This is a genomic window from Duganella aquatilis (assembly GCF_009674565.1).
Lineage (GTDB): Bacteria > Pseudomonadota > Gammaproteobacteria > Burkholderiales > Burkholderiaceae_D > Rugamonas > Rugamonas aquatilis.
In genome coordinates this window covers 75,672-99,898 of record NZ_WKJL01000016.1, presented here as the reverse complement: position 1 = coordinate 99,898, position 24,227 = coordinate 75,672, and the positions used below count along the sequence as shown (strand labels likewise).

The window sequence follows — 24,227 nt, the reverse complement described above, 5'->3', positions numbered from 1 at the left end:
AAAGCGGGGCCAGCGGCCCCGCCCTTAACGATTAATAACGGTAGTGGTCAGGCTTGTACGGACCTTCCTGCGTCACGCCGATGTAGTCGGCCTGCTCCTGGGTCAGCACGGTCAGCTGCGCGTTCAGTTTTTTCAACTGCAGGCGCGCCACTTTTTCGTCCAGGTGCTTCGGCAGCACGTACACGCCGACCGGGTACTTGGCGGTGTTGGCGTACAGCTCGATCTGGGCGATGGTCTGGTTGGCGAACGACGACGACATCACGTACGACGGGTGGCCCGTGCCGCAACCCAGGTTCACCAGGCGGCCTTCGGCCAGCAGGATGATGCGCTTGCCCGATGGGAAGATCACGTGATCGACCTGCGGCTTGATGTTTTCCCAGGTGTATTTCTTCAGCGACGCGACATCGATCTCGTTGTCGAAGTGGCCGATGTTGCAGACGATGGCCTGGTCCTTCATCTTGAGCATGTGCGCTTCGGTCAGGATGTGATAGTTGCCGGTGCAGGTGACGAAGATGTCGCCGTGTTCGGCAGCGTAGTCCATGGTCACGACGCGGTAGCCTTCCATCGCGGCCTGCAGTGCGCAGATCGGATCGATCTCGGTCACCCACACTTGCGCCGACAGCGCGCGCATGGCCTGGGCCGAACCCTTGCCGACGTCACCGTAACCGGCGATGACGGCGACCTTGCCGGCGATCATTACGTCGGTGGCGCGCTTGATGCCGTCGACCAGCGATTCGCGGCAGCCGTACAGGTTGTCGAATTTCGATTTGGTGACGGAGTCGTTGACGTTGATGGCCGGGAAGGCCAGCTTGCCTTCCTTGTGCATCTGGTACAGGCGGTGCACGCCGGTGGTGGTCTCTTCGGTCACGCCCAGGATGTGCGGCAGGCGCTTGGAGTACCAGGCCGGGTCGATCGCCAGGTGGGCCTTGATGGCGTTGAACAGGCAGATCTCTTCTTCCGAGCCAGGCGCAGCCAGGACCGAGATGTCTTTTTCAGCGCGGGCGCCCAGGTGCAGCAGCAGGGTGGCGTCGCCGCCGTCGTCCAGGATCATGTTCGAGTAGACCGGGTTGCCCGCGGCGTCCGCTGGCCATTCGAAGATGCGGTGGGTGTAGTCCCAGTATTCGTCCAGGGTTTCGCCCTTGATGGCGAACACCGGCGTGCCGGCGGCGGCGATGGCGGCGGCGGCGTGGTCCTGGGTCGAGTAGATGTTGCACGACGCCCAGCGGACGTCGGCGCCCAGCGCTTCCAGCGTCTGGATCAGCACGGCGGTCTGGATGGTCATGTGCAGCGAACCGGTGATGCGTGCGCCTTTCAGCGGCTGGGCGGCGGCGAATTCCTCGCGGATCGCCATCAGGCCTGGCATTTCGGTTTCGGCGATCTTGATTTCTTTGTTGCCCCATGGCGCCAGGGAGATGTCGGCGACCAGGTAGTCTTGAGCGGTTTTGAGTACGGCGTTCATCACGCCCTCCTTTCATGTGTTGAAAAAAGTAACGTGAGCGCGGTTTGGATCTCCGAGCCTGGCGAAAGCTAGTTCGTCGCAGCGCTCCTCGGAACGTGCATTTTAGCATCGTTGCGCCCGGAAGGCGACAACAATCCTGCCGCTTGCGCTGGCTCAATGCCCGCTTTGCGGTTGCCAAATACGCTAGCTTCTTTATGCGGAGCAGACCATGGCCATCGATCCACGCGATGTCATTTGGGACGAGGCGCAAGATCTGCTGTACCACGTCAGCTATGCTGAAACGCTCATTACAGCGTTGCTGGCACGTTGGGTATGGCTGGATACCATCAGCAAGATCGTTGTGGCAATCTCATCCGGAGGAGCTGCCCTAACAGGGCTCGTGTTCTGGAAAAACAGCGACTATACTTTCCTGTGGCCGATGTTCACGTCTGCCAGCACCTTGTTGGCAATTATATCCAGTCAACTTGACGTTGCCGAAAAGTTGAAGAGGCACTCAAGCTCGACCGCCGAGCTCCGCAATCTAGGCATGGAAATAGGTTCCATGATTGTCCGCATGAAAATCAATAGCGGCTTTCCAGTGGCGGAGTTTGAAGAGCAGCTACTGGAGTTGCGTAGAAAATATGGCTCGGAAACAGCAAAATTTTTGCACGATTTACTGTTGACTCGACATTTGCGCAGTGACGCGCAAGTAATGACCAATCAAAAACTGGATATATCATGATCCCGACCGAAGATCCTCGTCGTAAGTACCTCCCGCCCAATCCGATACCTCCTTTGCCCAAAAGGCCCAAATAAAAACGCCCCGGAGTCCGGGGCGTTTGGTTTCATGCGGAGAGTGATTACTTCAGGCCGGCTGCGTCGCGCAGGATGGCGGCCTTGTCGGTGCGCTCCCAGCTGAATTCCGGCTCTTCGCGGCCGAAGTGACCGTAGGCGGCGGTCTTGGCGTAGATCGGACGCAGCAGGTCCAGCATCTGCACGATGCCTTTCGGACGCAGGTCGAAGTGCTCCATCACCAGCTGGGCGATCTTGTCGTCCGGGATCACGCCGGTGCCTTCGGTGTACACGGTGATGTTGATCGGACGCGCCACGCCGATGGCGTACGACACCTGCACCTGGCACTGGCGCGCCAGACCAGCCGCCACCACGTTCTTGGCCACATAACGCGCCGCGTAGGCCGCCGAACGGTCCACCTTCGATGGATCCTTGCCCGAGAACGCGCCGCCGCCGTGCGGCGATGCGCCGCCGTAGGTGTCGACGATGATCTTGCGGCCGGTCAGGCCGCAGTCGCCCTGCGGACCGCCGATGACGAAGCGGCCGGTCGGGTTGACCAGGTACTTGGTGTCCTGCAGCCACTCTTTCGGCAGCACCGGCTTGATGATCTCTTCGATCACCGCTTCTTCAATTTGCTTGTGCAGCATTTCCGGCGCATGCTGGGTCGACAGCACCACGGTGTCCACCGCGACCGGACGGCCATTGACGTAACGCAGCGTGACTTGCGATTTGGCATCCGGACGCAGCCATGGCAGGCGGCCATCCTTGCGCAGCTGCGACTGGCGCTCGACCAGGCGGTGCGCGTAGTGGATCGCGGCGGGCATCAGCTCGGCGGTCTCGTCGCAGGCGTAGCCGAACATCAGGCCCTGGTCGCCAGCGCCCTGGTCCAGGTCCAGGCCGGCGCCTTCGTCCACGCCCTGGGCGATGTCCGGCGATTGCTTGTCGTAAGCCACCAGCACGGCGCAGCCGCGGTAGTCGATGCCGTAGTCGGTGTTGTCGTAGCCGATGCGCTTGATGGTTTCGCGGGCGACGCCGATGTAGTCGACATTGGCGTGGGTGGTGATTTCACCTGCCAGCACCACCAGGCCGGTGTTGCACAGCGTTTCGGCGGCGACCCGGGCTTTCGGGTCCTGGGCCAGAATCGCGTCGAGGATGGCGTCGGAAATCTGGTCAGCAACCTTGTCTGGGTGACCTTCCGAAACGGATTCCGAGGTGAAAAGATAATCATTAGACATCGCAAGCTCCTGATATGGTTTGAGAAAACGGTCGCATACCAGCACGGCTTGCGACGCTTTAGCGATATTTATATCCCGCATCGCAAGTTGTCATTAACTCAGCGGTTACTACTTAACGTGGTATTTTACGCTTTTTTAAAAAAGCTTGCTTCTAACACAGGCAGAATTTTCTCATGCTGGTTCCCATCTTCCGTTTTCTCTCGATTTTCCCGCTGTCCTTCCTGCACGCGGCCGGCGCCGCGCTGGGCTGGCTGGTGTACTGGGCCTCGCCGTCCTACCGCCGCCGCCTGCGCGACAACATGGCGCAGGCCGGCTATAGCCAGCACCTGTCGGCCGCCGTGGCCGAAGCCGGCAAAAGCATGTTCGAGCTGCCCTTCATCTGGTGCGCCGATCCGGCCCGCGTGTCGCGCCACGCCACGCTGGAGAACTGGGAACTGGTGCAGACCGAACTGGACGCCGGCCGCGGCATTGTGTTCATGACGCCACACCTGGGCTGCTTTGAAATCGTCGCGCAGGAAATCGCCCTGCGCACCGAACTGATGGTGATGTACCGGCCGCCGAAAAAAGCCGCGCTGAAGCCGCTGATCGAAGGCGCCCGCGCGCGCAAGAACCTGCTGCTGGCGCCGGCAAACATGTCCGGCGTGCGCATGCTGGCCAAGTTCCTCAAGAAGGGCCAGCCGGTCGGCGTGCTGCCCGACCAGGTGCCGCAGGAAGGCGAAGGCGTGTGGGCCAAGTTCTTCGGCCGCGACGCCTACTCGATGACCCTGCCGGCCAAGCTGGCCCAGCTGGGCGACGCCACCGTCATCATCACCTACGCCGAGCGGCTGCCGGCAGGACGCGGCTATGTGGTACGCTTCGTGCCCTTTGACGGCACGCTGGACGGCGACAACGCCGCCCAGGCGCAAGCGATCAACAGCGCCATGGAGCGCCTGATCGCCCGCAATCCGTCGCAATATTACTGGAGCTATAACCGCTACAAGGTGCCGCACGGCATAGCCGCACCGGTGGCGGGAGAACACGCATGAAACTGACGTTGGGATTGATGTGGCTGCTGCACTGGCTGCCACTGCCGCTGCTGGGCCGCTTTGGCGACGCCATCGGCACTTTATTGTTTGCGACGCTGCGCTCGCGCCGTCACATCGCGCTGACCAATCTGCGCCTGTGCCTGCCGGAGCTGACCGAGGCGGAACGGGTGGACATCGCCCACCGCCATTTCCAGGCCTATTCGCGCAGCGTGTGGGAACGCGCGGTGCTGTGGTGGGCGCCTGAAGCGCGCCTGAAACGCCTGATCCAGATCGAACCGAACGGCGTCATTCCTGTTGCCGAGATGACCGACAAGCCGACCATCCTGCTGTGCCCGCACTTTGTCTGCCTGGACGTGGCCGGCGCCTCGATCGCCATGGAAGCCAGCGCCTCGTCGATGTACGTGACGCAGAAGAACGCCGCCTTCGACCAGGTGCTGCGCGCCGGCCGCGCCCGCTTCAAGCCGGTCAAGCTGTTCACCCGTCAGGACGGCATCAAGCCCATCCTGCGTGCGCTGCGCGACAAGCTGCCCTACTTCATGCTGCCGGACATGGATTTCGGCGAGAAGGATGCCGAATTCGTGCCCTTCTTCGGCGTCGAGGCCGCCACGCTGACCGCCACCGCCCGCATCGCCGCCACCACCGGCGCGCAGGTGATGCCGGTGATCGCCACCTTCCTGCCGAATTACCAGGGATGGCGTGTGAAATTCTACCCAGTGTGGGACAATTACCCTGGCGACGACATGGTGGCCGCCACCCGCCGCATGAACCAGTTCATCGAGGAGCGCGTGCGCGAAGCCCCGGCCGAATACTTCTGGACCCACAAACGTTTCAAGACCCGCCCGAACGGCGAGCCTTCGCTGTACAGCAAAAAATAAACCGCCCATGAAACTCAAATTCACCAAAATGCACGGCGCCGGCAACGATTTCGTCGTCATCGACGGCGTCAACCAGCACATCGACTTCACGCCAGCGCAGTGGAAGCTGCTGGGCGACCGCCGCTTCGGCGTCGGCGCCGACCAGATCCTGCTGGTGGAAAAGCCGACCGAGGCCGGCTGCGATTTCCGCTACCGCATCTTCAACGCCGACGGCGGCGAAGTGGAGCAGTGCGGCAACGGCTCGCGCGCCTTCGTCAAGTTCGTCTCGGAGAAGGGCCTGACCGACCAGCGCAGCATCACCGTGCAGACCAAGGCCGGCGTCATCGCGCCGCGCCTGGAGGCGGACGGCAGCATCACGGTCGACATGGGCGCGCCTATCCTGGAACCGGGCCGCGTGCCGTTCGACGCCGAAGGCCTGCAGGGCGAGCCGCAAGGCCGCGACACGCTGTGGCCGCTGGTGCTGGAACTGGGCGGCGCGCGCGAAAGCGTGCTGATTTCGGCGGTATCGATGGGCAATCCGCACGCGGTGCAGGTGGTCGATGATGTCGACGCCGCGCCGGTGGAACTGACCGGCCCGCTGATCGAGCACCACGTGCGCTTCCCGAACCGCGTCAACGCCGGCTTCATGCAGATTATCGACCGCCAGCACGTCAAGCTGCGGGTGTTCGAGCGCGGCGTCGGCGAAACGCTGGCCTGCGGCACCGGCGCCTGCGCGGCGGCCGTGGCCGGCATCCGCCGCGGCCTGCTGGACAGCCCGGTGCGCATCGACGCGCGCGGCGGCCAGCTGTCGATCAGCTGGGACGGCGAAGGCCAGCCGGTATGGCTGACCGGCCCCGCCGTGACGGTGTTCGAAGGCGAAATCGAAATCTGAGCCGTGATTCAGGCAGCGGCCAGCAACTCGTCCGCCACGCCGGCCGGCAACCAGGTCTTGAGCCGGTACAGGCGCTGGCGGTAGTTGCCTTCCCAGCCATCCGGCCCGCTGTCGATGGACTCAAACAGGCGCACGATGCGGTCCAGCGCCTGCCGCTCGCGCGCCGTGCGCAGCAGCACCAGCCGGCGCTTGCTGCGGCCGTAGCTGGCGCGGATATCCACCACCAGGCAATGGCCGTGGTCGGCCGTCTTCACATCCAGCAATAACGCTTCCGCCCGGCTCAGGCCGAACAGCGCGGCCAGCTCCAGCCGCGCCGCCAGCAAGGGCTGGCTTTCCAATAATTCCCGCGTCAGGCAGGTGACGATGCTGGTGATCCAGTCCGCTTCCTTGGCCACGCACGCCACCCGCTCCAGCGCGGCTTCCGCCTGCGGGCAGCCCTGCGCCGCGGCCTTCTGCAGCCAGTAGGCGGCGCGCACGTCGCTGTGTTCGTCGGCGCGGCGGTTGCGCCAGGCGTAGATGCCGCACTCCAGCTGCGCGCCGCAATGTCCCATCTCCGCCGCCCGCTCCAGATAGCCTTGCGCCTCGGCCACGCAGCGCTGCGAAAATTCCGGTTTCAGGTAGATGCGCGACAGCGCGAACCACGCGTCCGCCAGGCCCTGCTCGCCGGCCAGCGTCAGCCAGCGGATGGCGCGCTTGAAGTTGACGGCGGCGATGCCCTGGCTCTGGCGCTTGCCTTCGCCATCCATGCGCGCGAACCACAGTCCCAGCGCCAGCTGGGCGTTGCGTTCACCGCCGTAGGCAGCCAGTTCGCGGCACTGCTGCAATGCGGCGTCGCTGCCGGTGGGCGGCAGCAGTTCGGCGCAGCGCGCCAGCAAGGTCAGCAGCTGCGGCGCCGGCTGCCAGTCGGCCATGCGCGCCACTTCGGCGTCGGCCGGCGCGGCGGCCAGCAGCGGCCGCAGCAAGGGACGCGCCTGTTGTAGAAACGCCGCGTGGTTTTGCTGCCACAGCTGGTCCAGCTGGGCCTGTTGTTGCGCGCTCAGCGCATGGTCGCCATGCAAGGGTAGTGCCGGTTGACGCGCCAACATGGACGGGCGCGGCGGCGGCGCGGCGGATGGCGCGCTGTGCTGGCACAAGGGCGCCGGCGCGGGCGGCTGCGCCAGCTGGGCCAGCACCTGCCCGGCCGCCGCGATGCCGGCGTCGCAGGCGCGCTGATACCAGCGCAGCACATCCGGCGCGCAGTGGCGGGCGATTTCAACGGGAATATGGCTGCCGATCAGGCGCCACGCTTCATCGCGCTCCTGTCGGGCGGCGCGCTCCAGCCAGTGCAGCGCGGTTGGCACATTACGCGGCAGGCTGGCGCCACCGAACAGGTACAGCTTGCCCAGCGCCAGTTGGCAGTCCGCGTCTCCGGCGCGGGCGCCCCTGATGATCCCTAACTCTTCTCGATTGGCCATTGTCTCTGCATGCAAGTCATCGAAGCGGGGGGCGCCACTGTGCGGTCCGCGGCGCCATTTGTATCCTAGTGTAGCGTGCCATCTGCGCCACACGCTAAACAATATGCGCGCGCGGATTGATCTGCCACAAGCGATGCCCCCCTCCCCCGCCTGTACGCTAGAGCTGTTCTGATGCCCGAATGAAAGCAAACAAGGCCCCCTCCGGGCCCGATAAGTTGGCAGATTAACGTTTCGAAAATACAACAATAAGCCCTGGTTCCGCGGCTTTCGACCAAAACAAGCCGTTCCACTCGACCATTCCAGCGCCATCGCGGCAGCGACCTATTAATGTTCCAGCAACCGGTCAGGTAGCGGTGGGGATGAGAAATACACTTATAAAAGGAATAAAAATGAAGAAAACTTTGGTGGCTCTGGCATTCACGGGCGTTTTCTCCGGCGCATACGCGCAATCGTCGGTCAGCATTTACGGCACCCTGGACGCCGGGGTGTCGCGCCGCACCGACACCGACATCACCGCTGTCGGCAAGCGCGACAACAACAAGCTGGGCTTCCGCGGCGTAGAAGACCTCGGCAGCGGGCTGAAGGCCCTGTTCCAGCTGGAAATCCGCTACGAGCCGGACACCGGCGTCATCGAAAACACCGTGCGCCCGCTGTTCCAGGGCCAGAGCCGGGTCGGCCTGCAGGGCGACTTCGGCACGCTGCGCCTGGGCCGCGGCCTGAGCGCCTTCCAGGAAACCAGCACCGCCTTCGAACCCTGGTCCGGCATGCCGGCCGTGGCCGGCTACCAGACCGACCTGCAAGTGGCCGGCTACACCAGCGATCCGATGAGCGTGGCCGGCAATTCGCTGAACCGCTTCTCCAACGCCGTGTTCTACAACTCGCCGGTGGTCGCCAACATCTTCCAGCTGAACCTCACCGTCGCCAGCCGCGAGGCCAACAACAACCCGATCATCATCGGCCGCGGCACCGCCGCCGCGCCGCAGTTCCCGGCCAACAGCATGGCGGCCAAGTACCCGTACTCGGTCAGCGCCACCGCCACCCAGGGCCCGTTTGCCGCCTACGCCGCCTACGAGCGCAACGCCGTGGCCACCAAGCTGTGGTCGCTCGGCGCCTCGTTCAAGCCGATCAACGACCTCAAGCTGATGGCCACCTACCAGCGCCAGGACCAGGACTTCAGCGTGCCGATCAATCCGATCACCAAGGCCTGGATGATCGGCGCCAACTACAACATCGGCCCCGGCATGGTGCGCGCCGGCATCGGCCGCAAGACGCCGGACAACGCGCTCAACGTCGCCACCATCGCCAAGACCAAGCAATTCTCGCTGGGCTACGACTACAACTTCTCGCCGCGCACCTATGTGTACGTGGACGGCACCCGCCGCAAAGCAACCGCGACCACCACCTTTAATTTCTACAGCGTCGGTATCCACCACAACTTCTAAGGTTGAGCAGTCGGCAGAAACTGCCAGCATGAGTTGGGGAATGACGGGCATGGGTCACCATGTCCGTTTTTTTTCGTTTAGAATTGCACACCAACCTCGCATACAAAGTACCTCAATGACCGCTCCACTGGATTCCACCCTCGTCGCGCAGTACCTGACCGACCACCCGCAATTCTTCGAAGAACACGCTGATTTGCTGGGTGAAATCAAACTGGCCAGTCCGCTGACCGGCCGCGCCGTCTCGCTGCAGGAACGCCAGATGGAAGTGTTGCGCGACAAATACAAAACGCTGGAACTGCGCATGAGCAACCTGATGCGCCTGGCGTCGGAAAACGAAGCCATCGCCAACAAGTTCCACCGCTGGACCCAGGTGCTGCTGCAATCGGAAGACGTCGGCTCGATGCCGCACGCGGTCGCCAGCGGCCTGAAAAACAGTTTCGAGGTGCCGCAGGTCACGCTGCGCATCTGGGGCGCCGCCCCGGACTACGCCGACGAATGGTTCGTCAAGGGCGTGTCGGAAGACGCGCGCATCTTCGCCAACAGCCTGCTGGCCCCGTACTGCGGCGCCAACAAGGACTTCGAGGCGGTGCGCTGGCTGGACGATCCGAGCGCCGTGGTGTCCACCGTCATCATCCCGCTGCGCAAGCCGGGCGACAAGCAAGCCTTCGGCCTGCTGATCATGGGGTCGCAGGACGCCAACCGCTTCACCTCGCTGATGGCCACCGACTTCCTGATCCACATCGGCGAAACCTCCAGCACCGCGCTGGCCTGGCTGCTGGCCTGAAGCCTGAGATCATGGGCGCCGCGCCGGACAGCAAGCTGGCCTGGATCGACGCCTATCTCGCCCACCTGCGCGGCGTGCGCCAGCTGTCGCCGCACACCACCGCCGCCTACGCCCGCGACCTGCAGGAACTGGCCGCGCTGTCCGGCGAGCAGGACTGGACCGCGCTGGACCACCACGCGGTGCGCCGCCTGACCGCCAGGCTGCACGCGCAGCAACTCGATCCCCGCTCCATCGCCCGCAAGCTGTCCAGCTGGCGCGGCTTTTTCAACTGGCTCGGAGAGCACGTAACGCTGGCGGCCAACCCGGTGCAGGGCGTGCGTGCGCCGAAACAGGCCAAGACCCTGCCGCGCGCGCTGTCGGTGGACGACGCCGTGCAGCTGGTGGCGCCGTCCCGGCCCGTGGCCGGCGCCGCGCCCGAGCCGGCCGAGCTGTGCAACCGCGCCATGTTCGAACTGCTGTATTCCAGCGGCCTGCGGGTGTCCGAACTGGCCGGGCTGGACGTCACGCCCGGCAAAAGCAGCCTCGGCTGGGTGGAAATCGGCAACCGCGAGGTGACCGTCACCGGCAAGGGCAACAAGCGGCGCGTGGTGCCGGTCGGCGCGGCCGCCATGGATGCGCTGCACGCCTGGCTGGCGGTGCGGCCGGCGCCGGCCGACGGCGGCGACGCCCTGTTCCTCAGCACGCGCGGCAGCCGCGTCACGCCGCGCGTGATCCAGCAGCGCCTGCAAGCCCACGGCGTGGCCCATGGCGCGCCGGTGCACGTGCATCCGCACATGCTGCGCCACTCCTTCGCCTCGCACGTGCTGCAATCGTCGGGCGACCTGCGCGCGGTGCAGGAAATGCTGGGCCACAGCAGCATCAGCTCGACCCAGGTCTACACGGCGCTGGATTTCCAGCACCTGGCCGAGGTCTACGATAAAGCCCATCCGCGCGCCAAAGTGAAGTAAAGGTGGGCTGGCGCACCGCGGTGCTGATATTGCTCAATTGGACGAATTGCAAGCGCCAGAAAAATTCCGGCATAATCAGCCGATTGCATTAACGCATTTTGAAACGATACCTACCCATGTCCATGATTCCCACCACCATCCTGACCGGCTTCCTCGGCGCCGGCAAAACCACGCTGCTCAACCGCATCCTGCAGGAAGAGCACGGCATGCGCATTGCCGTCATCGAGAATGAATTCGGCCAGGAAAACATCGACAACGAAATCCTGGTGCAGGACACCGGCGAGCAGATCGTGGAAATGAACAACGGCTGCATCTGCTGCACCGTGCGCGGCGACCTGATCGTCGCCCTCAGCAGCCTGGCGCAGAAGCGCGAAGCCGGCGAGATCCAGTTCGACCGCGTGGTGATCGAGACCACCGGCCTGGCCAATCCCGGCCCGGTGGCGCAGACCTTCTTCGTTGACGAGGAAGTGGGCGCTAACTACATGCTTGACGCCGTGGTCACTGTGGTGGACGCCCGCCACGCCATGGACCAGCTGGACCAGCACGAGGAAGCCCAGCGCCAGGTCGGTTTCGCCGACAAGATCCTGCTGTCCAAGACCGACCTGGTGACCGAGGAACAGCTGGCCGCACTGACCGCCCGCCTGGCCCGCATCAACCCGCGCGCGCCGATCAGCAAGTCCGACTTCGGTCGCGCGCCGATCGCCGAGGTGATGGACCTGAAAGGCTTCAACCTCAACGACAAGCTGGAACTGGACCCGGACTTCCTGCTGACCGAGCAGACCCATGAAGACGGCCACGTCCACGACGAGCACTGCGGCCACGACCACCATGGCCACGATCACGATCATCACGATCACCACCACAGCCACCACACCGACGACATCGCCGCCTTCGTGTTCAAGAGCAACCGTCCGTTCGACACCGCCAAGCTGGACGAATTCCTCGGCGGCCTGGTGAATGTCTACGGTCCTCGCATGCTGCGCTACAAAGGCGTATTGTTCATGCAGGACGCCGACCGCAAGGTAGTATTCCAGGGCGTGCACCAGATTATGGGCAGCGACCTGGGCGCGAAATGGGGAGAAAACGACGTTCGCGGCAGCAAAATGGTATTTATAGGTAAAAATCTGCCCAAAGACATCTTTATTAGCGGTTTAGAACAATGTCTGGTATAAACTATCCCGGTTTTGTGGGGATGGTTAAATAGCCACAAAATTCGGGCTGATTAATTTGATTGAAAACTCTGTCGTATCGAAGGTAAGCGAAGTTATGACCAAAACTAATAAATCGACCCCCGCCGCCGCCGAGCGCATCCTGACCGAAGAAGAAATTCTGAAGATGGATGACAAGGACTATATGAACCCAGCGCAAATGGCTTTCTTCAAGGCCAAGCTGCAACAGCTGGAAAAAGAGCTGCTGAAAAACGCCGGCGAAACCACCGAACACCTGCGCGAAACCGTGCTGGTGCCGGACCCGGCCGACCGCGCCACCATCGAAGAAGAACACGCGCTGGAACTGCGCACCCGCGACCGCGAGCGCAAGCTGCTGAAAAAAGTCCAGCAATCGATCGCGGCGATCGACGCCAACGACTATGGCTGGTGCGAAGAAACCGGCGAACCGATCGGCATTCCACGCCTGATCGCCCGTCCGACCGCGACGCTGTCGCTGGAAGCCCAGCAACGCCGCGAACTGAAGCAGAAGCTGTACGGCGATTAATCCCGTCCACGCCCGACAAAAAAGCACGCGCCTGACACCGCGTGCTTTTTTTACGTAAATTTTCATTTCCCGTTTGATACATGCTGCGGCAAACGCGGCGCTTCCGGCTACACTATGGCGATGGGATTGTTCTCTCTCTTCAAAAAAGCCGACACGCTGCCGCCGCTGACCGACGACGAGCAGGCACGGCTGGCCGCAAATAGCGAACTGGAGCGCCAACACCAGCAAGCGCGCCAGCGCGAGATCGCCCGCGCCACCGCCATGAAGATCGATGCCATCGAATCGGCGATGGAAGCCGACATTTTCAATCTGCCGGAACCGGCCTGGGGCAGCCAGCGCCCAGCCCGCGCCGCCAGCGCTGGCGACAACGACGTGCCGGACGACTTCCCCACCACCCTGCTGCTGAGCGAAGAACTGCCGCTGGCCGCCGCCGACGACTGCGCGCCGGTGGTCGAGGAAATCGCCATCCTGTACGCCAACGGCCAGGCCGCCGTGGCGCAGCAGATGCTGACCGAGGCGGTGGCCGCCACCAGCGGCCACAACAGCGACCGCAGCGCCTGGTGGATGCTGTTCGACCTGTACCAGGCCAGCGGCCAGCACGACGCCTTCGACAACCTGTCGATCGACTACGCCAGCACCTTTGAAACCTCGCCACCACCGTGGCAGGCGCCGGCCCAGCTGGCGGCCGCCTCGCCGGACTGGGCCGGCCTGACGCCCACCGCCGCGCTGTCCGGCGTGCTGGACGGGCACATCGCCCCGCAGCTGGAGCGCCTGCGCCAGCAGGCCGACGCCAGCCCGGTGCTGCGCCTCGAATTCAGCCGCGTGACGGCGGTGGACGCCGAAGGCTGCACGCTGCTGCTGGCCACGCTGCGCCAGTTGCAGGCCGGCCAGCGCGAACTGATCCTGGTCGGCGCGCCGGCGCTGGCGGCGCGGCTGCGCGACGGCATCGCGGTCGGCCGCCGCGACGATGGCGAAGCGCCGTGGCTGCTGCTGCTGGAACTGCTGCAGCTGCAAAACCGCGAAAAGGAATTCGAACACGCGGCCATGGACTACTGCGTGACCTTCGAGGTGTCGCCGCCCTCGTTCGCGCCGCCGCACAAGGTGGCGATGGCGCCGGCGCAACACGTGTCGGCCTCGCCCGACCGCTTTATGTTGCCGCCGATCATAGAACATCAACTTGGCCCTTTACTGCCGGGCATCCGGCAGTATGCTGAAGCGTATCCGGCGCTGGTGTTCGACTGCTCGCGCCTGACGCGCATCGACTACCCGAGCGCGATCCAGCTGCACGGCGTGCTGCAGGCGCTGGCCGACGCCGAGCCGGGCCGCAAGATCGCCTTCCGCGACGTCAACCACCTGGTCACCGCGCTGCTGCGCCTGCTGGGTTATGCTTCTTTGGCAAGAATTTATCCCCACAAGTACTAACTTGCAATTTCGTTTTCCAGCCCCACTTTTCAGTCTTGACGCAGTCTGCATCATTACTTTGAGGTAACTATGGAACAATTTCACGGCACCACCATCCTGTGCGTGCGCCGCGGCAAGGAAGTCGCGCTGGGCGGCGACGGCCAGGTTACGCTGGGCAATATCGTCATGAAGGGCACGGCCCGCAAAGTGCGCAAGGTCTACCAGGGCAAAGTCCTGGTCGGCTTCGCCGGCGGCACCGCCGACGCCTTCACCCTGCTTGACCGCTTTGAAGGCAAGCTGGAAAAACACCAGGGCAATCTGCTGCGCGCCTCGGTCGAACTGGCCAAGGACTGGCGCACCGACCGCGTGCTGCGCCGCCTGGAAGCCATGCTGCTGGTGGCCGACAGCGAATCGACGCTGGTCATCACCGGCAACGGCGACGTGCTGGAACCGGAAGACGGCGTTGGCGCCATCGGCTCCGGCGGCACCTACGCCCAGTCGGCCGCCAAGGCGCTGGTCGAGAACACGGAACTGTCGCCGGCGGAAGTCGTCAAAAAATCACTGACGATCGCCGGTGAGCTGTGCATCTACACCAATCTGAACCACATCATCGAAACACTGGATCCAGCATGAACATGACTCCACAGGAAATCGTCGGCGAACTCGACAAACACGTGGTTGGCCAGGGCAAGGCCAAGAAGGCGGTCGCCATCGCGCTGCGCAACCGCTGGCGCCGTCAGCAGGTGGAAGAACCGCTGCGCCATGAAATCACGCCGAAAAACATCCTGATGATCGGCCCGACCGGCGTCGGCAAGACCGAGATCGCGCGCCGCCTGGCCAAGCTGGCCGACGCCCCCTTCATCAAGATCGAGGCCACCAAGTTCACCGAGGTGGGCTATGTCGGCCGCGACGTCGACACCATCATCCGCGACCTGATCGACATCGGCGTCAAGCAGACCCGCCAGTCCGAGATGGCCAAGGTGCGCACCCGCGCCGAAGACGCCGCCGAAGACCGCGTGCTCGACATCCTGCTGCCGCCGGCGCGCGACTTCGGCTTCACGCCGTCGGGCGCCGAAGCGCCGAAGGACGACAGCACGCGCCAGACCTTCCGCAAGCGTCTGCGCGAAGGCGAGTTGAACGACAAGGAAATCGAAATCGAGCTGGCCGAGAACGGTCCGCAGATGGAAATCATGGCGCCGCCGGGCATGGAGGAAATGACCGAGCAGATCAAGTCGATGTTCTCCGGCATCGGCGCGCAGCGCAAGAAGGCGCGCAAGGTCAAGATCGCCGAAGCGATGAAGTTCCTGATCGACGAGGAAGCCGCCAAGCTCATCAACGAAGACGAGATGAAGCAGAAGGCCATCCAGAACGTCGAGCAGAACGGCATCGTGTTCCTGGACGAGATCGATAAGATCGCGTCGCGCTCGGAAGTGGGCGGCGCCGATGTCTCGCGCGCCGGCGTCCAGCGCGACCTGCTGCCGCTGGTGGAGGGCACGACCGTCAACACCAAGTACGGCATGATCAAGACCGACCACATCCTGTTCATCGCTTCGGGCGCGTTCCACCTGGCCAAGCCGTCGGACCTGATTCCCGAGTTGCAGGGCCGCTTCCCGATCCGTGTGGAACTGGAATCGCTGTCGATCGCCGACTTCGAACGCATCCTGACCGCGACCGACGCCTGCCTGACCAAGCAGTACGAAGCCCTGCTGGCGACCGAAGACGTCAAGCTGGAATTCGCGCAGGAAGGCATTACCCGCCTGGCGGAAATCGCCTACTCGGTCAACGAGCGCACCGAAAATATCGGCGCCCGCCGGCTGTACACGGTGATGGAAAAACTGCTGGAAGAACTGTCCTTCACGGCCAGCGAAGACAGCGGCAAAACCATCGTGGTCGATGCCGCCTATGTGAACGCGCGCCTGGATGCGCTGGCGGTCAACGAAGACCTGTCGCGCTACGTGCTTTAATTAAACCGTCAGCGGGCGCCGGTGGTGGCGCCCGCTCTCGGGTTATCCTCAGAAGCCGACCGACACGCCGGTCGACAGCATGGCGTGATCGACGTTTTCCCTGTCGCCGATCTTGACCTGCGTGTATCCGACATCCGCCCGCAGCCTGACGTTGTTGCTCAACGCATAGGACGCGCCGAGGCTGGCCAGCGGCGCCACCTTGGTATACGTGCTGGCATATTCGCTGCCCGGCTCGCGCACGTTGGCATGGTTGTAGGCCACGCCCAACCGTCCCGCAACCGCGACCCGGTCGTTCACCTTCAGCGTCGGCGCCCAGGCAAGCGCGCTGCCGTCCACCCGCACTTCCCGGCGGGTGACGTAGCCGCCCCAGCTCACGTCGGCACGGAAGTGCAGCTTGTAGAGCTGCGCCTCGGCCGCGTTGACGAGTTCCATGCCGAACAGCTGCGCGCTGCCCAGCTGATAGCCGACGTAGACGCGGCCGTTGCCGCCGTCCTGCCGGTAATTGCCGCCCAGGCCGGCATCGGCGCCGACATACCATGGTTGATCATCGGCGGCGCTGGCGCAGCCCATGACGCCCAACGCGATCAGTCCCGCAACAAGTGTTTTCATCCCATCCTCCACGAAGTTAGAAGCCGTAGCCCACGCCCACGGAATACATGTTGACGCTGGTCTTGTCGCCGGCGCCCAGCTTGACCGGCACGTGCAGCCAGTCGCCATGCAGCGACCAGTTCTTATCCAGCGCATACGACAGGCCCAGGCCATAATTCACGCCGATGCGGTTATGCCGCACGCTGCCGCTGGCGCCGTAGTTGTCGAAGCCGGTCATGGTGGCGTACTGCACGCTGCTGCGCGCCAGGCTCAGGCCGACCTTGCTCTGCAGCGACAGGCCCTGCGTGAGTTCCAGTCCCGACACATAATTCAGCGAGCCGCCGTAGACCTTGCTTTTACCGTTCAGGTAAAAAGAATCGGCGGCCTGGATCACGCTGCGGGCATGGCCAAAGCCAAAGGCGCTGAGTTCCAGCGAATTCGTATTGCGCAAGCCAAACAGCTGGTTGCTGCCCAGCGTGTAGCCGCCGTACAGGCGTCCGCTGAAATCGCCATGCGCGTCGCAGTCGTTGTCGGTCCGGCAGCGCAGGTCCTTGTATTGGCTGCTGAAGCCGACATCGGCGCCGACGTAATACGGCGAGCTTTCCTGCGCGCCGGCGCTGAAGGCGGCCAGCAGCAGCAAGCCACATGAGAGTTTCAATATAGAAGCCATGATTTCCCTTACTTTGAGGTGAGTCCTGATGTCGCCCCTTCTGCGAGGGGCGACATCTTGCAGTGTGCTTCACGCCAAGGCAATGTACTATTGGATTATTCCAAGCGCAGGTTTTCACACCGCTGGGTATCGTGTTACGATACCTTGTTATTTTTGTAAGGCAGAAATATGAGTTCACCGGAATTGCTGTTGCAAGTGCTGCGGACCCAGATGCGGACCGCCGGCGTCACCTACAAAATGCTGGCCGAACGGATTTCGATGAGCGAATCCAGCGTCAAGCGCATGTTCGGGCAGCAGGACATGTCGCTGTCGCGGCTGGCGCAGATCTGCAAGGCCGCCAGCATTCCGATGGAAGACGTGCTGCGCGGCGCCGCCGACGCCACGCCGCAAGCCGACCGCCTCACGCTGACGCAGGAAAAGTCGCTGCTGGCCAATCCCAACCTGCTGCTGATGGCCATCTGCTGCCTGGGCCACTGGACCCTGGAACAGGTGCTGGAAACCTACGACCTGACCGAACCGGAATGCATCGTCCTGCTGGCCGAGCTGGACCGTCTGGGCCTGATTGAACTGAAGCCGCTGAACCGCTACCGCCTGCGCGTCTCCAACGCCTTCCGCTGGCTGCCGGACGGCCCGGTGCAGCAGTTCTTCCGCGAGCACGTGGTGGACGATTATTTCGGCGGCAGTTTCGACGGCGCCGGCGAGACGCTGCTGTGCCTGCCGGCGCGGCTGTCGCTGCCCAGCGCACAGGAACTGGTGGGCCGCATCCAGCAGATGGCCGGCGAACTGGCGCGCCTGCACCAGAGCGACCGCCGGCTGGCGTCAACGGAACGCGATGGTTTTACATTACTGGTAGGATTCCGCTCCTGGGAATTCGCAGCGTTCACCGCGCTACGCCGTACAGCACCTACCAAATAAACGCATGAAAATCGCAACCCTCATCAGTCTGGCCGGCACCGTCACGTGCTCCGGCGTCTTCACCGTGCAAAAACAATGGGTGCTGGCTGCGGCCTTCATCTTCCTGACCGTCTACACGCTGCTGGAACGCGTGATCCACATCGGCGCCATTCCGCCGGTGGTGGTGGACGCCTTCCCCATCGTGGCGCTGCTGCTTGCGCTGTACGAAATCCTGCGCAAGGTCGTGGCCAAATAAATGTTCGTCACCGCCGACATCGACAGCGCTGTTTTGGCCGGCAATGCGCTGGGCGATCCGGTGCGCCGCACGATCGGCGTGTATCTGCCGCCGGGCTATGAGGAAGATGGCGCGCGGCGTTATCCGGTGGTGTATGTGCTGGTCGGCTTCAACAGTCGCGGCGCCATGCTGATGAACGAGTCGCCATGGGACGAGAACATCGCGCAGCGCATGGACCGTTTGATCGCCAGCGGCGCCGTGCAGCCGATGATACTGGTCATGCCGGACTGCCTGACGCGCTACGGCGGCAGCCAGTATCTCAACTCCACGGCCACCGGACGTTATGAAGATCACCTGCTGCAGGAACTGGTGCCGTTCATCGACCGCAGCTACCGCACCAAGGCGCAGCGGGCGCATCGCGCGGTGGTCGGCAAAAGCTCCGGCGGCTATGGCGCCGTCATGCTGGCGATGCGCCATCCGGACATGTTCGGGCTGGCGGCGTCGCACAGCGGCGATATGTATTTTGAGCTGTGCTACAAGCCTGCCTTCATCGCCTGCGTGCGCGAGCTGCAAAGGCGCGAAGGCGGCCTTGCCGCTTTCCTGCGCGACCTGCGCACCATCCGCCCGCGCGATGCGGCGTACAGCACGCTGCTCAACACCATCGCCATGGCCAGCTGCTACTCGCCCAATCCGGATTCGCCGTACGGCTTCGACCTGCCGTTCGATGTGGACACCGGCGAAATCATCGAAGCTGTCTGGCGGCGTTGGCTGGAATGGGACCCGGTGCATCTGGTCGAGCACTACGCCGAGGCGCTGCGTTCGCTCAAGCTACTGTTCGTGGACGCCGGCCGCCGCGACGAATTCAACCTGCAATTCGGCGCGCGCATCTTCTGCGAAAAGCTCACGCAGCAAGGTATCCGCCACGTCCATGAAGAATTCGACGACGGCCACCTCAACATCCCGTACCGCTACGACGTCTCGCTCCAGCAGATCTCGAACGCCATGCCGCAGCCATGAAAAAGCTGCTCATTGCCCTGCTGCTTGCCGCGCCGACAGCCGGCGCTGCGGAGTGGATCGACTTCCGCTGGGTGAGCTTCGGCGCCTTCAAGCACGCCGCGATTTTCCTGCCCGCGAAAGTCGATGGCGTCGACAGCTTCGTGCAGCTGGACACCGGCGCCAACGGACGGTTCATCCCCTCCTCCCGTCCCGCCGACACACCTGGCCGCGAAGTGAACATCGAAGTCGCATCGCATACGGTGCGCGCCCTGCTGCCGCAGCCGGTGCATGCCGGCGAGCGCGCGGGCAGCGTGGGCAACGCCTTCTTCGAGCACGGCACGCTGACCATCGACCTGAAACATGCGCGCTTTTCCTACGCAGAGCAAGCCGCGCTGCGCGACGACAGCGCCGCCGCACCATTCAAGTACGTGCACCACGAAGGATGGGATGGCGGCCATATTGTCGTGCCGGTCACGCTGCCGGACCAGCCGCCGCAGGATGCGCTATTCGACACCGGCGCGGCGCTGTTCACGTTCACGCCACTGCAGCAGCCGCTGTACGAAGCGCTGCGCGGCGCGGACAGCCAGCCGCTGCGCGCGCCCAGCCTGGGCCACGAGATCCTCTGCGAGACCAGCCGCCTGACGACACCGATACGCGTCAGCCAGTACACGCTGGACACCGGCGTCCTTGGCCACTGCAAGGCCGGCGTGGATATCGGCATACCGCTGGCCGGCATCATCGGCCTGGCCGGCTTTGCCGACCAGACCATCACGATCGACTATCCGTCGCGCCGCTGGAAAATCACCAGATAGGACCGAGGAACAGGTAGGCGCTGCTGTTGCCGCCCTTGGTGGTGCCGGCGCCGAAGTACAGTGGGCCGAAGCGCGTATCGACAGCGACAAAGCCGCTGGCCGCATTCTTCAATTTACCCCAGTGCAGCGGATCGGCCGGGCTGTAGGCGCCGCCGGCTTCCAGCGAGAAGCCCAGCCGCACATCGCCGCCCAGCGCGGCCGGCATCGAGCCGATACTGCGCGCCATCACCACCCGCCCCAGCACCGTGCGGCTGCCCACCACCGAATCCGGCGTGGTGCCGGACAGGCGCAGGAAGCCGCCCAGGTTATTGTCGGTCGCGCCGCCCTGGCTGCGCGCCCATTCGGCATACACGTGGCCCGCCCAGCGGCCGACGTGGAACGCCTCCATGCCCTTCACCTCCTGCTTGGCCGGCACCGGCACGATGGTGCCGGCCTTGTGCAGCGCGCGCTGCCAATCCAGGCTGAATAAGGTACCGCGCGTCGGGAAAGCGATGGTGTCCAGCGTGTCGACGTTGAAGCTCAACGCCTGCACGGTCTGGAATTCACGCTGCCTGGTCAGGTCTTCCGGGATCGCCATGTGCTTGTTGCTGACCTGGCGCTCGACGGTGTAGCGCAGATCGCCCCAGCGTCCCAGCTGGCGGCCGAAGGACATGGTCGCGGCGCTGTAGTCATAGGCGTAGCGCGACTGGCGGAAGCCGGTGGCGTTGAACACATCGGTGGCGCCCGAGCCATATTCCAGCGACGGCGCCAGATACCACTGCGATCCGGCGCCCAGCGGCTGCCAGAACTGCGTGCCCAACACCCGCGCCGTGCCGACCCGCGCCACCGTGCGCAGCTCCGCGCCCCAGTCGTTCAGCGACGACAGCACATGCATCGCCTTGATCTCGAACGCATTGTTTTCGCTGAAATCGCTGTTCAGCTCCAGGCCCACGCGCAGGCGGCTGTGCGCCCATTCCGCCTCGGTCGGTTTGATCAGCACACTGCGGCCGCTGTCGTCGTCGCGCACTTCGGTTTCCACGCGCGCCAGGTCGCCGCGGCCGAACAACTGATTGCCGGCCGCCGTCGCCTGCTCGGCGGTCACCATCTGGCCAAGCTTCAGGCCGGACTGCGTTTCCAGTTCCTTGGGATTGATGCGGCCACTCGGCGCCACTTCCAGCTTGGTCAGCCGCACCGGCTGGTCGATCGCCACCGGCGCCGACAGGCGCTTCACCTCATACGCCGCATACTGCGCTTCCGGCAAGGCCAGCTTCACCAGCTTGTCGCTCATGGCGCGCACCGCCGCCTCGCCCTCTTTCATCGCGCGGTCGTAGCGGCCGAAGTCGAGGAAGCCGATGCCGCCCAGGTTAGGCTGCACCAGCACGTCGTTGGGACGCAGCTCCTTCAGCGAGCGCTGGACATTCTGCTCGGTCAGGATCTGCAGCATCTGCTGCGCCACGCTGACCGCGCTGACCAGTTCCTTCTCCGGCGCCAGCGGCGTGCCGACGTTGACCGCGATGATGATGTCGGCGCCCATCTCGCGCGCCACGTCCACCGGCAGGTTGCGCACCAGGCCACCGTCGACCAGCAGGCGCTGGTTGACGCGCACCGGCGCGAACACGCCCGGCACCGCCAGCGAGGCGCGCATCGCCAGGAACAGCGGCGCGTCGCTCAGTTCCACCAGTTCGCCGGTCACCAGGTCCGACGCCACGGAGCGGAACGGCAGCTGCAGCAGGTTGGCCGGCTTGTCGCGCGCGCCGGCCGGCAGCACGCTGGTCAGCGCCAGTTCCAGCGCCTCGTTGCCGGCGGCGGCCGGCGGCAGCGACACGCCGTCCGAATGCAGGCCGAACTCGATGCGCGACGGCAGCAGCAGGTCTTCCTCGCGGCGGCGATAAATCAGTTCATCGCGCGGCGGACGGTCCGCCACCACGGCGTTCCAATCGGTGCGGCGCACCAACTGCTCCAGCTGCTCGACCGAGCTGCCGGCCGCGTACGCGCCGCCCACCACGCTGCCCATGCTGGTGCCGACCACGAAGTCCACCGGAATGCGTAGCTCCTGCAAGGCGCGCAGCACGCCGATGTGAGCGAAGCCGCGCGCGCCCCCGCCCGACAGCACCAGCGCGATCTTGGGACGCGGCTTGATGGCGGCGTCCGGCGCCACCGAGGTGGCGTTGGGCTGCTGCGGCGCCGCCAGCGCGGCGGACAAGAAAAAGCCGCAGCATAAAGCTGCGGCCAGTGTGCGAAGAAAAACCATGGACTGGACCTACTGACGATCGTTGGAGGGGATGGGCGGAATGCTCGTGGGAGCGATGGGCCGCTGTTGACCATTCTGCGGCTGCGCCGGCGCCTGCGGTGGCGACTGCACCGTGGTCGGTTGCGGCATGGCCTGCACCGGCTGCACCGGCTGTACCGGCTGCACGGGTTGCTGGGCCGGCTGCCCCGGCATCGTGGCCGGGCCGCTGGACACGCCGGCGTCGCTCGGCAACTCCAGGCGTTTGTTGACGCCGCCCTCGGACAGGATCACGTGCCTGGCGTGCACCTCCTTGACGGTCACGCCCGGCAGCACTTCCTTGCCGACCGCCAGCGCCACAGCCGGCTTGTTGTCGACCGAGATGATGGCCGCGCTGTCGTCGCCGCGCGCCGCCACCACGCCCTTGAGCTGGTAGTTGCTGACCACCGCCACCACCACCTGGCCGCCGAACAGGCCCTTGGCCGCGTCGAGGTTGACGCCCATCGGCGGCGGCGGCGGCGGCGCGGCGATCACGCGCTGCTGCGGTTTGAATAACTGCAGTCCCCAGTAAGCCAGCGATGCGGACAGCAGCACCACGGCGAGAACGGTAACGATTAAGGGCAAGCGCTTCATGGTGTCCTTGTTGTATTCCTGACGATCAGCGTACCAGCTGATTGATTTCGATAATAGGCATCAGCACCGCCAGCACGATCAGCAGCACCACCACGCCCATGGCCAGGATCAGCGCCGGTTCCAGCAGGCCCGCGATGGTGAGCGTGCGGCGTTCCAGGTCGGCTTCCTGCGCGGCGGCGGCGCGGTCCAGCATGGCCGGCAGCTCGCCGGTGATTTCGCCGGCGCGGATCATGTGGATCAGCATAGGCGGGAAGTGCTTCTGCGCCGACAGCGCGCGCGCCAGGCTCACGCCTTCGCGCACGCCGTCGCTGGCCTCTTCCACCAGCTCCTGCATGGCGACGTTGTTGAGGGTGTCGCGGCTGGTCTCCAGCGCGCGCAAAATCGGCACGCCGGAACCGGTGGTGATCGCCAGCGTACTGGCAAAGCGCGCCGTGTTCAGGCTGCGCTCGAATTTGCCGTACAGCGGCGCGGTCAGCAGCCAGGTGTGCCAGCGCCGCTTCAGCGCGGGATTCTGCAGCGCGCGGCGCCACATGGTCCAGGCGCCGACCAGCGCGATGGCCACCACGATGCCGTAGTGGCGCACGAAGTCCGACACCGCCAGCATGACGATGGTCAGGAACGGCAGCTTCTGCTTGGTGTTGGCGAACACCGAGACGATCTGCGGCACCACATAGGTCAGCAGGAAGATCACGATGGAGAACGCCACCACCGTCACGATGGCCGGATAGGTGAACGCCAGCCGCACCTTCTGCACCAGCGCGTTGCGGCGCTCGATGTAGTCGGCAAGGCGCGACAGCACGCGCGACAGCTGGCCGATCTGCTCGCCGGACGCCACCAGCGCGCGGTAGATTTCGGCGAAGTCGCGCGGATGACGTCCCAGCACGGCGGACAGCGAATCGCCGCCGATCACTTCCGAACGCACCGAGGCGATCAGGTCGCGCAAATAGGGCCGCTCGGCCTGTTCCAGCAAGGCGGTGAAGGCCTGCTCCAGCGGCAGGCCGGCTTCCAGCAGGCTGGCCAGCTGGCGCGTGAACAGCGCCAGCTCGGTCGAGCTGAGACGTTCGCCGAAGCCGCGGCTCTTGGCCACACCGGCGGCGTCGACCTGGGCGGCGATGGCATCGACCTTGAGCGGCACCAGTCCCTGCGAACGCAGCTCGGCGCGCGCCGAACGGGCGCTGTCCGAATTGAGGACGCCTTTTTTGGTGGCGCCGCCGGCATCGACGGCTTCATAACGAAATGCGGGCATGGTCGG

At 64.5% G+C, this 24,227-nt stretch carries 24 protein-coding genes and 1 riboswitch; of the genes, 16 read left to right on the top strand and 8 right to left on the bottom strand.

What is annotated here, in order from left to right; all coding sequences use genetic code 11:
* Positions 1-31: 31 nt before the first annotated feature.
* A complete protein-coding gene (ahcY, locus tag GJ698_RS20330) occupies positions 32-1,459 on the bottom strand; it encodes an adenosylhomocysteinase (protein WP_154359683.1) in 1,428 nt (475 codons plus the stop codon).
* Between the two features lie 28 nt (positions 1,460-1,487).
* Positions 1,488-1,555: riboswitch (S-adenosyl-L-homocysteine riboswitch) on the bottom strand.
* 112 nt (positions 1,556-1,667) lie between these two features.
* Between ahcY and GJ698_RS20325 the strand changes: the two genes are divergently transcribed.
* Positions 1,668-2,180, top strand: a complete 513-nt coding sequence (locus GJ698_RS20325; protein ID WP_154359682.1) for a hypothetical protein — start codon at positions 1,668-1,670, stop codon at positions 2,178-2,180.
* 118 nt (positions 2,181-2,298) lie between these two features.
* Here GJ698_RS20325 and metK read toward each other — a convergent pair whose 3' ends face one another.
* Entirely contained in the window at positions 2,299-3,465 is a 1,167-nt protein-coding gene (metK, locus tag GJ698_RS20320) for a methionine adenosyltransferase (RefSeq protein WP_154359681.1), read from the bottom strand.
* A gap of 173 nt (positions 3,466-3,638) precedes the next feature.
* Here metK and GJ698_RS20315 point away from each other — a divergent pair, with 173 nt between their 5' ends.
* The 3 genes from GJ698_RS20315 to dapF are packed head-to-tail and all read left to right on the top strand — an operon-like array spanning position 3,639 to position 6,236.
* Positions 3,639-4,490: a lysophospholipid acyltransferase family protein gene (locus GJ698_RS20315; RefSeq protein ID WP_154359680.1), complete on the top strand. Its 852-nt coding sequence runs from the start codon at positions 3,639-3,641 to the stop codon at positions 4,488-4,490.
* Positions 4,487-5,365, top strand: coding sequence for an LpxL/LpxP family acyltransferase (locus GJ698_RS20310; protein ID WP_154359679.1), 879 nt, complete (start codon positions 4,487-4,489; stop codon positions 5,363-5,365). Before GJ698_RS20315 ends, GJ698_RS20310 begins: the two co-directional genes overlap by 4 nt.
* A gap of 7 nt (positions 5,366-5,372) precedes the next feature.
* Positions 5,373-6,236 (top strand): diaminopimelate epimerase, encoded by an 864-nt coding sequence (dapF, locus tag GJ698_RS20305; protein WP_154359678.1) that lies wholly within the window; start codon positions 5,373-5,375, stop codon positions 6,234-6,236.
* 8 nt (positions 6,237-6,244) lie between these two features.
* Here the strand turns inward: dapF and GJ698_RS20300 are convergent, their stop codons facing one another.
* Positions 6,245-7,690: a tetratricopeptide repeat protein gene (locus GJ698_RS20300; RefSeq protein WP_154359677.1), complete on the bottom strand. Its 1,446-nt coding sequence runs from the start codon at positions 7,688-7,690 to the stop codon at positions 6,245-6,247.
* A gap of 389 nt (positions 7,691-8,079) precedes the next feature.
* Here GJ698_RS20300 and GJ698_RS20295 point away from each other — a divergent pair, with 389 nt between their 5' ends.
* The 8 genes from GJ698_RS20295 to hslU all read left to right on the top strand — a co-directional run bounded on the left by GJ698_RS20295 (position 8,080) and on the right by hslU (position 15,941).
* Positions 8,080-9,132 carry a porin gene (locus tag GJ698_RS20295; RefSeq protein WP_154359676.1) on the top strand — a complete coding sequence of 351 codons (1,053 nt, stop codon included), beginning with the start codon at positions 8,080-8,082 and terminating at the stop codon, positions 9,130-9,132.
* A gap of 115 nt (positions 9,133-9,247) precedes the next feature.
* Complete coding sequence (locus GJ698_RS20290) at positions 9,248-9,916, top strand: DUF484 family protein (RefSeq protein ID WP_154359675.1); 669 nt, start codon at positions 9,248-9,250, stop codon at positions 9,914-9,916.
* 11 nt (positions 9,917-9,927) lie between these two features.
* The gene (xerC, locus tag GJ698_RS20285) at positions 9,928-10,863 is read left to right on the top strand and encodes a tyrosine recombinase XerC (protein WP_154359674.1); all 936 of its coding nucleotides are present in this window, start codon (positions 9,928-9,930) and stop codon (positions 10,861-10,863) included.
* 116 nt (positions 10,864-10,979) lie between these two features.
* Positions 10,980-12,035, top strand: a complete 1,056-nt coding sequence (locus GJ698_RS20280) for a CobW family GTP-binding protein (RefSeq protein ID WP_154359673.1) — start codon at positions 10,980-10,982, stop codon at positions 12,033-12,035.
* Positions 12,036-12,129: 94 nt separating this feature from the next.
* The gene (gene dksA / locus GJ698_RS20275; RefSeq protein WP_110846272.1) at positions 12,130-12,576 is read left to right on the top strand and encodes an RNA polymerase-binding protein DksA; all 447 of its coding nucleotides are present in this window, start codon (positions 12,130-12,132) and stop codon (positions 12,574-12,576) included.
* A gap of 120 nt (positions 12,577-12,696) precedes the next feature.
* A complete protein-coding gene (locus GJ698_RS20270; protein ID WP_154359718.1) occupies positions 12,697-13,998 on the top strand; it encodes an STAS domain-containing protein in 1,302 nt (433 codons plus the stop codon).
* Between the two features lie 69 nt (positions 13,999-14,067).
* Positions 14,068-14,610 carry an ATP-dependent protease subunit HslV gene (gene hslV / locus GJ698_RS20265; RefSeq protein ID WP_090189186.1) on the top strand — a complete coding sequence of 181 codons (543 nt, stop codon included), beginning with the start codon at positions 14,068-14,070 and terminating at the stop codon, positions 14,608-14,610.
* The gene (hslU, locus tag GJ698_RS20260; RefSeq protein ID WP_154359672.1) at positions 14,607-15,941 is read left to right on the top strand and encodes an ATP-dependent protease ATPase subunit HslU; all 1,335 of its coding nucleotides are present in this window, start codon (positions 14,607-14,609) and stop codon (positions 15,939-15,941) included. Before hslV ends, hslU begins: the two co-directional genes overlap by 4 nt.
* Before the next feature lie 48 nt (positions 15,942-15,989).
* On the opposite strand, the gene GJ698_RS20255 is transcribed toward hslU, so the two are convergent.
* Positions 15,990-16,550, bottom strand: a complete 561-nt coding sequence (locus GJ698_RS20255) for an outer membrane beta-barrel protein (RefSeq protein ID WP_166454913.1) — start codon at positions 16,548-16,550, stop codon at positions 15,990-15,992.
* 16 nt (positions 16,551-16,566) lie between these two features.
* Positions 16,567-17,199: an outer membrane protein gene (locus GJ698_RS20250; RefSeq protein WP_154359670.1), complete on the bottom strand. Its 633-nt coding sequence runs from the start codon at positions 17,197-17,199 to the stop codon at positions 16,567-16,569.
* A gap of 168 nt (positions 17,200-17,367) precedes the next feature.
* Between GJ698_RS20250 and GJ698_RS20245 the strand changes: the two genes are divergently transcribed.
* Genes GJ698_RS20245 through GJ698_RS20230 form a run of 4 tightly spaced genes read left to right on the top strand, consistent with a single transcriptional unit; the run spans position 17,368 to position 20,136 of the window.
* Positions 17,368-18,114, top strand: a complete 747-nt coding sequence (locus tag GJ698_RS20245; protein ID WP_154359669.1) for a helix-turn-helix domain-containing protein — start codon at positions 17,368-17,370, stop codon at positions 18,112-18,114.
* Between the two features lie 4 nt (positions 18,115-18,118).
* Positions 18,119-18,349 (top strand): hypothetical protein, encoded by a 231-nt coding sequence (locus tag GJ698_RS20240; RefSeq protein WP_154359668.1) that lies wholly within the window; start codon positions 18,119-18,121, stop codon positions 18,347-18,349.
* Positions 18,350-19,345: an alpha/beta hydrolase gene (locus GJ698_RS20235; RefSeq protein ID WP_154359667.1), complete on the top strand. Its 996-nt coding sequence runs from the start codon at positions 18,350-18,352 to the stop codon at positions 19,343-19,345.
* A complete protein-coding gene (locus tag GJ698_RS20230) occupies positions 19,342-20,136 on the top strand; it encodes a hypothetical protein (RefSeq protein ID WP_154359666.1) in 795 nt (264 codons plus the stop codon). Before GJ698_RS20235 ends, GJ698_RS20230 begins: the two co-directional genes overlap by 4 nt.
* On the opposite strand, the gene GJ698_RS20225 is transcribed toward GJ698_RS20230, so the two are convergent.
* From GJ698_RS20225 to gspF, 3 genes are read right to left on the bottom strand one after another with little or no spacing between them, the layout of a single operon-like run.
* The gene (locus GJ698_RS20225; RefSeq protein WP_229260088.1) at positions 20,126-22,318 is read right to left on the bottom strand and encodes a patatin-like phospholipase family protein; all 2,193 of its coding nucleotides are present in this window, start codon (positions 22,316-22,318) and stop codon (positions 20,126-20,128) included. The genes GJ698_RS20230 and GJ698_RS20225 overlap by 11 nt on opposite strands.
* Before the next feature lie 57 nt (positions 22,319-22,375).
* Complete coding sequence (locus tag GJ698_RS20220) at positions 22,376-22,975, bottom strand: type II secretion system protein N (protein ID WP_154359664.1); 600 nt, start codon at positions 22,973-22,975, stop codon at positions 22,376-22,378.
* A 25-nt stretch (positions 22,976-23,000) separates the two neighbouring features.
* Complete coding sequence (gene gspF, locus GJ698_RS20215; RefSeq protein WP_154359663.1) at positions 23,001-24,221, bottom strand: type II secretion system inner membrane protein GspF; 1,221 nt, start codon at positions 24,219-24,221, stop codon at positions 23,001-23,003.
* Between the last annotated feature and the right edge of the window lie 6 nt (positions 24,222-24,227).

Coding starts and splice junctions, on each gene's coding strand:
- dapF (WP_154359678.1), top strand. CDS start 5,373: ATGAAACTCAAATTCACCAAAATGCACGGCGCCGGCAACGATTTCGTC.
- metK (WP_154359681.1), bottom strand. CDS start 3,465: ATGTCTAATGATTATCTTTTCACCTCGGAATCCGTTTCGGAAGGTCAC.
- GJ698_RS20235 (WP_154359667.1), top strand. CDS start 18,350: ATGTTCGTCACCGCCGACATCGACAGCGCTGTTTTGGCCGGCAATGCG.
- gspF (WP_154359663.1), bottom strand. CDS start 24,221: ATGCCCGCATTTCGTTATGAAGCCGTCGATGCCGGCGGCGCCACCAAA.
- GJ698_RS20295 (WP_154359676.1), top strand. CDS start 8,080: ATGAAGAAAACTTTGGTGGCTCTGGCATTCACGGGCGTTTTCTCCGGC.
- GJ698_RS20220 (WP_154359664.1), bottom strand. CDS start 22,975: ATGAAGCGCTTGCCCTTAATCGTTACCGTTCTCGCCGTGGTGCTGCTG.
- GJ698_RS20310 (WP_154359679.1), top strand. CDS start 4,487: ATGAAACTGACGTTGGGATTGATGTGGCTGCTGCACTGGCTGCCACTG.
- xerC (WP_154359674.1), top strand. CDS start 9,928: ATGGGCGCCGCGCCGGACAGCAAGCTGGCCTGGATCGACGCCTATCTC.
- ahcY (WP_154359683.1), bottom strand. CDS start 1,459: ATGAACGCCGTACTCAAAACCGCTCAAGACTACCTGGTCGCCGACATC.
- GJ698_RS20270 (WP_154359718.1), top strand. CDS start 12,697: ATGGGATTGTTCTCTCTCTTCAAAAAAGCCGACACGCTGCCGCCGCTG.
- GJ698_RS20240 (WP_154359668.1), top strand. CDS start 18,119: ATGAAAATCGCAACCCTCATCAGTCTGGCCGGCACCGTCACGTGCTCC.
- GJ698_RS20300 (WP_154359677.1), bottom strand. CDS start 7,690: ATGGCCAATCGAGAAGAGTTAGGGATCATCAGGGGCGCCCGCGCCGGA.
- GJ698_RS20255 (WP_166454913.1), bottom strand. CDS start 16,550: ATGAAAACACTTGTTGCGGGACTGATCGCGTTGGGCGTCATGGGCTGC.
- GJ698_RS20250 (WP_154359670.1), bottom strand. CDS start 17,199: ATGGCTTCTATATTGAAACTCTCATGTGGCTTGCTGCTGCTGGCCGCC.
- GJ698_RS20325 (WP_154359682.1), top strand. CDS start 1,668: ATGGCCATCGATCCACGCGATGTCATTTGGGACGAGGCGCAAGATCTG.
- GJ698_RS20245 (WP_154359669.1), top strand. CDS start 17,368: ATGAGTTCACCGGAATTGCTGTTGCAAGTGCTGCGGACCCAGATGCGG.
- dksA (WP_110846272.1), top strand. CDS start 12,130: ATGACCAAAACTAATAAATCGACCCCCGCCGCCGCCGAGCGCATCCTG.
- GJ698_RS20280 (WP_154359673.1), top strand. CDS start 10,980: ATGTCCATGATTCCCACCACCATCCTGACCGGCTTCCTCGGCGCCGGC.
- GJ698_RS20230 (WP_154359666.1), top strand. CDS start 19,342: ATGAAAAAGCTGCTCATTGCCCTGCTGCTTGCCGCGCCGACAGCCGGC.
- hslU (WP_154359672.1), top strand. CDS start 14,607: ATGAACATGACTCCACAGGAAATCGTCGGCGAACTCGACAAACACGTG.
- GJ698_RS20290 (WP_154359675.1), top strand. CDS start 9,248: ATGACCGCTCCACTGGATTCCACCCTCGTCGCGCAGTACCTGACCGAC.
- GJ698_RS20315 (WP_154359680.1), top strand. CDS start 3,639: ATGCTGGTTCCCATCTTCCGTTTTCTCTCGATTTTCCCGCTGTCCTTC.
- hslV (WP_090189186.1), top strand. CDS start 14,068: ATGGAACAATTTCACGGCACCACCATCCTGTGCGTGCGCCGCGGCAAG.